Annotated in this window: 1 protein-coding gene and 1 pseudogene; both read right to left on the bottom strand. The window is 76.1% G+C overall.

What is annotated here, in order from left to right; translation table 11 throughout:
• A pseudogene (locus C2L58_RS04210) lies at positions 1 to 1,839 on the bottom strand (type I polyketide synthase); the annotation flags it as partial.
• 21 nt (positions 1,840 to 1,860) lie between these two features.
• Positions 1,861 to 6,172, bottom strand: a 4,312-nt coding sequence (locus C2L58_RS04205) for a type I polyketide synthase (RefSeq protein WP_146073523.1), incomplete at its 5' end; no start/stop codon positions are given.

The raw sequence follows: 6,172 nt of genomic DNA, 5'->3' as shown, positions 1-6,172 counted from the left end.
GTCGACGCGGTCCATGCCGGGGGCGCCGTGGAGGACGTCGATGAGGGACCAGTCGACGTAGGGGCGGAGTGCGTCGGCGCAGGCGTCGAGATGCGCGGCGAACACAGGTGACTCGCGGTAGAGGTCGACGGCCATGCCGTCCCACTGCGAGCCCTGGCCCGGGAACACGAACACCGGCCGGGCGCGGTCTTCCGTCGTTCCCACGTGGACGTTGGCCGCGGGCCGGTCTTCGGCCAGCGCCGCCAGCCCCGCGCGCAGCTCGCCGAGGGTCTCGCCGACGACCGCCGCGCGGTGGCCGAACGCCGTCCGGCCCGTCGCGAGCGTGTGGCCGGCGTCGGCGGGGTGGACGTCCTCGGTGGACAGCAGCAGCCGTGCCTGGTCGCGCACGGCCGGGCCGGTGCGGCCGGAGAGCACCCACGGCACCGGCGCCTGCGGCGGCGTGGTGCGGGCGGGCTCCGGAACCGGGGCCTCTTCGATGATCGCGTGCGCGTTGGTCCCGCTGATGCCGAACGACGACACGCCGGCGCGGCGCGGGCGTTCGCCGCGTTCCCACCGCACGGGTTCGGTGAGCAGGGAAACCCCGCCGGCGGACCAGTCGACGTGCGGGGTCGGGTCGTCGACGTGCAGGGTCTTCGGCAGCATGCCGTGCCGCATGGCCATGATCATCTTGAGCACACCGGCGACCCCGGCCGCGGCCTGGGTGTGGCCGATGTTGGACTTGACCGAGCCCAGCCAGAGCGGGGCCGCGCGGTCCCGGCCGTAGGTGGCCAGCAGCGCGGTTGCCTCGATGGGGTCGCCGAGCCGGGTTCCGGTCCCGTGGGCTTCGACGGCGTCGATGTCCGAAGTGGACAGACCGGCGACGGCGACCGCCTGCCGGATCACGCGTTCCTGCGACGGCCCGTTGGGCGCCGAGAGCTGGCTGCTCGTGCCGTCCTGGTTCACCGCGGACCCGGCCACGACCGCCAGCACCGGGTGCCCGTTGCGCTGGGCGTCGGAAAGCCGTTCCAGCAGCAGCAGACCGGCGCCCTCGCTCCAGCCCGTGCCGTCGGCGGAGGCCGCGAACGACTTGCAGCGGCCGTCGGGGGACAGGCCGCGCTGCCGGCTGAACTCGACGAACAGGCTCGGTGTGGCCAGCACGGTGACGCCGCCGGCCAGCGCCAGCGAGCACTCACCCTGCCGCAGCGCCGTCACGGCCAGGTGCAGGGCGACCAGCGACGACGAGCACGCGGTGTCCACGGTCACCGCCGGGCCCTCCAGCCCCAGGGTGTAGGACACCCGCCCGGACGCGACGGAACCCGCGCTGCCGATGCCGATGTACCCCTCGAGACCGTCCGGGGCCGTGCGGATCCGGGAGCCGTAGTCGTCGTACATGACGCCGGCGAAGACGCCGGTGTCGCTGCCGCGCAGGGACACCGGGTCGAGGCCGGCCCGCTCGAACGACTCCCACGCCGTTTCGAGCAGCAGCCGCTGCTGGGGGTCGATCGTGAGCGCCTCGCGCGGGCTGATGCCGAAGAACTCCGGGTCGAACCGGTCCGCGTCGTGGAGGAACCCGCCGTGGCGGGTGTAGGACTTGCCCACCGCGGCCGGGTCGGGGTCGTACAGCGAGGCCAGGTCCCAGCCGCGGTTGGCCGGGAACCCGCCGATGGCGTCGGTCCCGGTCTCGACCAGCCGCCACAGGTCTTCCGGTGAGCGCACGCCGCCGGGGTAGCGGCAGGCCATCGCCACGACGGCGATCGGCTCGTGCGCACCGGCCTCCACCTCGGCCAGCCGCTGCCGCGTCTGCATCAGGTCGCTGGTGACCCGCTTGAGGTAGTCGCGGAGCCTGTCCTCGTTCGACATCCGGCCTGGTTCTCCTTCGGGTCAGTGGCTGAGTTCCTGGTCGATCAGGTCGAAGATCTCGTCGTCGGACGCGGAATCGAGGGCACCGGCCGCCGGCTCGGCCCGCCGCAGCAGCTCGCGCAGCCGGGTCACCAGCTCGTCGCGGGCCGGCCCGGGTTCGGCCAGCGCGCGTTCCAGCCCGGCCAGGCTCTCCGGTCCGGCGGGCCCCGGCGGGGCCAGTTCCGCGCGCACGTGCGCGGCGAGCGCGGTGATCGTCGGGTGGTCGAACACGAGCGTGGTGCCCAGCCGCAGCCCGGTCGCGGCGCCGAGCTGGTTGCGCAGTTCCACCGCGGTCAGCGAGTCGAAGCCGAGGTCGAGCAGACCGCGATCGGGATCGATCGACGCGGGCCGCGGGTGCCCGAGGATCGCCGCGACGACGAGCCGGATCCGGTCCACCAGGAAGGCGTCCCGCTCGCCGTCCGGCACCTTCGCGAGCTCGTCCGCCCACCCCTGGGCCCGGGCCGCCGTGGTGACGTCCCGCCGGACCGGGAGCCGGACCAGATCGCGGTACACCACGGGCAGGCGGTGTGCTTCGGCGTTCGCCCGCAGCGCGCCCGCGTCGAGCGCGGCGGCCACCAGCACCGCCCGGTCCGCGCGCAGGGCGGCGTCGAACAGCGCGAGCCCTTCGGCCTCGCTCAGCGCGCGGATGCCCTGGCGGCGGAGCCGGGCGACGTCGGACTCGCCGAGCTGCCCGGCCATGCCGGTGTCCCACAGCCCCCAGCAGAGCGAGAGCCCGGGCAGCCCCCGCGCGCGCCGGTGCTGCGCCAGCCCGTCCAGGAAACCGTTCGCGGCCGCGTAGTTCGCCTGCCCCGCGCTGCCGACGACGCCGGCGACCGAGGAGAAGAGCACGAACGCCGCCAGGTCCTGCCCGGCGGTGAGTTCGTGCAGCAGCCACGCCGCACCGGCCTTCGGCCCGGCGACCGCGTCGACGTCCTCGGGGGTGAGGCGCTCCAGCACGGCGTCGGAGAGCGCCCCCGCCGCGTGCACGACCGCGCCCAGCGGCCGCTCGGCCGGGATGCCGCCGAGCAGCGCGGTCAGCGCGGCCCGGTCGGTGATGTCGCAGGCGACGACGTCCACGGTCTCGGCGCCCGCCGCGACGAGGTCGCGGACGAGCTCGCCGGCTTCGGCGCGGCGGGTGGGCAGGAGCAGGTGCCGCACGCCGTGCTCGGTCACCAGCCGGCGGGCGACGAGCCGGCCGAGCGCGCCGGTCGCGCCGGTGACCAGCACGGTGCCGGTCAGCTCCGGCGCGGGCCCGGCCACCGTCTCGCGCGTCAGCCGGGGCACGTGGACCCGCCCGGCGCGCACCGCCAGCTGCGGTTCGCCGGTCGCCAGCGCCATCGGGAGGATCCGCGCCGAGCCCGCGTGGTCGTCGACGTCCACGAGCCGGAACCGGCCCGGGTGTTCGCTCTGCGCCGAGCGGACCATGCCCCAGACGGCGGCGGACCCGAGCGACGGCACGTCCTCGCCGTCGTCGACGGCGACCGCGCCGCTGGTCACGACGACGAGCGTCGAATCCGCGAACCGGTCTTCGGCCAGCCACTGCCGCAGGACGTCCAGGACGGCGTGCGTCGCCGGGGCGGCCGGGCCGCGCTCGTCCGGTTCCGGGTCGTGCCAGCGGAGGAGGACGAACGGCGGGAGTTCGCCGGTCAGCTCGGCGAGCCCGGCGCAGCCGGCCGTGCGCGGCGCCTCGCCGGACACCGGGACGACCGGCCAGGACAGCGCGTGGAGCGGCTCGGCGCCCACCAGGCGCGCCGGGTCGGTTTCCCGCAGCGTCAGCCCCTCGGCCGAGAACACCGGCGCCCCCGACTCGTCCGTCGCCAGCACGGCGTAGGTGTCCTCGCCGCGCGGGGTCAACCGCACCCGCAGCGCGGTCGCCCCGGTGGCGTGGAGGCGCACCCCGGCCCACGAGAACGGCAGCCGGAACCCGGTGTCCGGCACCAGCGGGTGCAACGCCGCGTCGAGCAGCGCCGGGTGCACGTCGAACCCGCCGGCTTCCGGCAGCGCCACCTCGGCGAAGAACTCGGCACCGGCTCGCCAGAGCGCGCGCAGGCCCTGGAACGCGGGCCCGTACTGGTACCCGCGCTCGGCGAGCGACGCGTAGAAACCGGCCGGCTCGACGCTTTCCGCGCCGGGCGGCGGCCACGTGCCGAGCGGGCCCGGGTCCGCCCCGCCGGTGCCCAGCACGCCTTCCGCGTGCAGGACCCACCCGGCCGGGGACCGGGAGAACAGCTTGGCCGTCCCGTCTTCGACGGTCAGCCGCAGCTCGACGTCGTCGTGCTCGGGCAGCGGCAGCGGGGCGTGCAGGACCAGCTCGTCCAGCCGGTCGTGCCCCCGCTGCCCGCCGGCCCACAGCACGAGCTCGACGAACGCGGTGGCCGGCAGCAGGACGGTGCCGGCCACGGAGTGGTCCGCCAGCCACGGGTGGTGCCGCCGCGAGAGCCGGCCGGTCCAGACCATCGCGCCGGTGCCGGGCAGCTCCACGGCCGCGCCGAGCAGCGGGTGCCCGGCGGCGCCGAGGCCCAGCCCGGCCGTGCCGGCGACCGGCTCCGGCGCGTCCAGCCAGTAGCGCTCGCGCTGGAAGGCGTACGCGGGCAAGCCGGCGCGGCCCGCGCCGGCAAAGAACTCCGCCCAGCCGGCCGGGATCCCCCGGACGTGCGCGGTGGCGAGCGCCGTCGTCGCGGCGAGCACCTCGTCCCGGTCGCGGCGGAGCAGGGCGACCGACGCCGGGGCCGCGTCCGGCAGCGCCTCGGCGACCATGCCGGTGAGCACGGCGTCGGGACCGAGCTCGACGAACCGGGTGGTGCCGTGGTCGTGCAGCCAGCCGACGCCGTCGGCGAACCGGACGGCCTCGCGGACGTGCCGCACCCAGTAATCCGGCGAGTCGAGCTCCGCCGCGAGGGCGCCGGTCACGTTGGACACCACCGGGATTTCCGGCGCGGAGAGCGTCAGTTCCGCCACGACCTCGCGGAACTCGCCCAGCATCGGCTCCATGCGCGGCGAGTGGAAGGCGTGGCTGACGCGCAACCGCCGGGTCCGCCGGCCCCGCTCGCGGAGCGTCCCGGCCACGGCCAGCGCGGCCTCTTCGTCGCCGGAGACGACCGTCGCGCGGGGCCCGTTCACCGCCGCGATGCCGACGCCCTCGGTGAGCAGCGGCCGGACCTCGTCCTCGCCCGCCTCGATCGCGATCATCGCGCCGCCTTCGGGCAGCGCACCCATCAGCCGTCCTCGGGCGGTGACCAGCCGGGCCGCGTCGGCGAGGGACAGGACCCCGGCGACGTGCGCGGCGGCGAGCTCGCCGACCGAGTGGCCGATCAGGTGGTCCGGCACCAGTCCCCAGGACCGGGCCAGCCGGTAGAGCGCCACCTCCACGGCGAACAGCGCCGGCTGGGCGTATTCCGTGCGGTCCAGCGCCTCCGCGTCCCCGAGGACGTCGATCAGCGGGCGATCGAGGTGCCGGTCCAGCTCCGCGCACACCCCGTCGAAGGCCTCGGCGAACACCGGGAACCGCCGCCGCAGCCCGAGGCCCATGCCGGCGCGCTGGCTGCCCTGCCCGGTGAAGAGGAACGCGACCCGCCCCGCGACGCCGGGACGGCCCCGCACCACGGTCCGGTCGGGGGTGCCGGCGGCCAGCGCCGCCAGCCCGGCCAGCGCGGCGTCCCGGTCTTCGGCGACCACCGCGGCGCGCTCGTCGAACCGGGTCCGGTTCGCCAGCGTGGCACCGGCTTCGCGCAGGCCGGTGCCCGGCCGCTCGGCGAGGAAGCGGTGCACCCGCCCGGCCTGGGCGGCGAGCGCTTCGCCGGTCCGTGCCGACAGCACCAACGGCACCGGCACTCCGTCTCGGGGACGCTCCGGGGTGGGGGGCTCGGGGACTTCCTCGAGCACGACGTGGGCGTTGGTGCCGCTGATGCCGAAGGACGAGACGGCGGCCCGGCGCGGGCGTCCGGCGTCCGGCCAGGGCGTCGTCTCGGTGAGCAGCTCGACCGCGCCCGCGGACCAGTCGACGTGCGGGGTGGGGACCTCGGCGTGCAGGGTCCGCGGCAGGGTGGCGTGCCGCATCGCCGTGATCATCTTGATCACCCCGGCGACGCCGGCGGCGGCCTGGGTGTGGCCGAGGTTGGACTTGACCGAGCCCAGCCAGAGCGGGCGGTCGCGGTCACGGCCGTAGGTGTTCATCAGCGCCTGCAGCTCGATCGGGTCGCCGAGCGTCGTGCCGGTGCCGTGCGCTTCGACCGCGTCGATGTCCGATGTGGACAGGCCGGCGGTGGTGAGTGCTTGGCGGATGACGCGTTCCTGG

This window comes from Amycolatopsis sp. CA-126428 (genome assembly GCF_002904335.1).
Lineage (GTDB): Bacteria > Actinomycetota > Actinomycetes > Mycobacteriales > Pseudonocardiaceae > Amycolatopsis.
The sequence above is the reverse complement of the archived record's forward strand: the minus strand, read 5'-3'. Positions and strand labels throughout refer to the sequence as shown.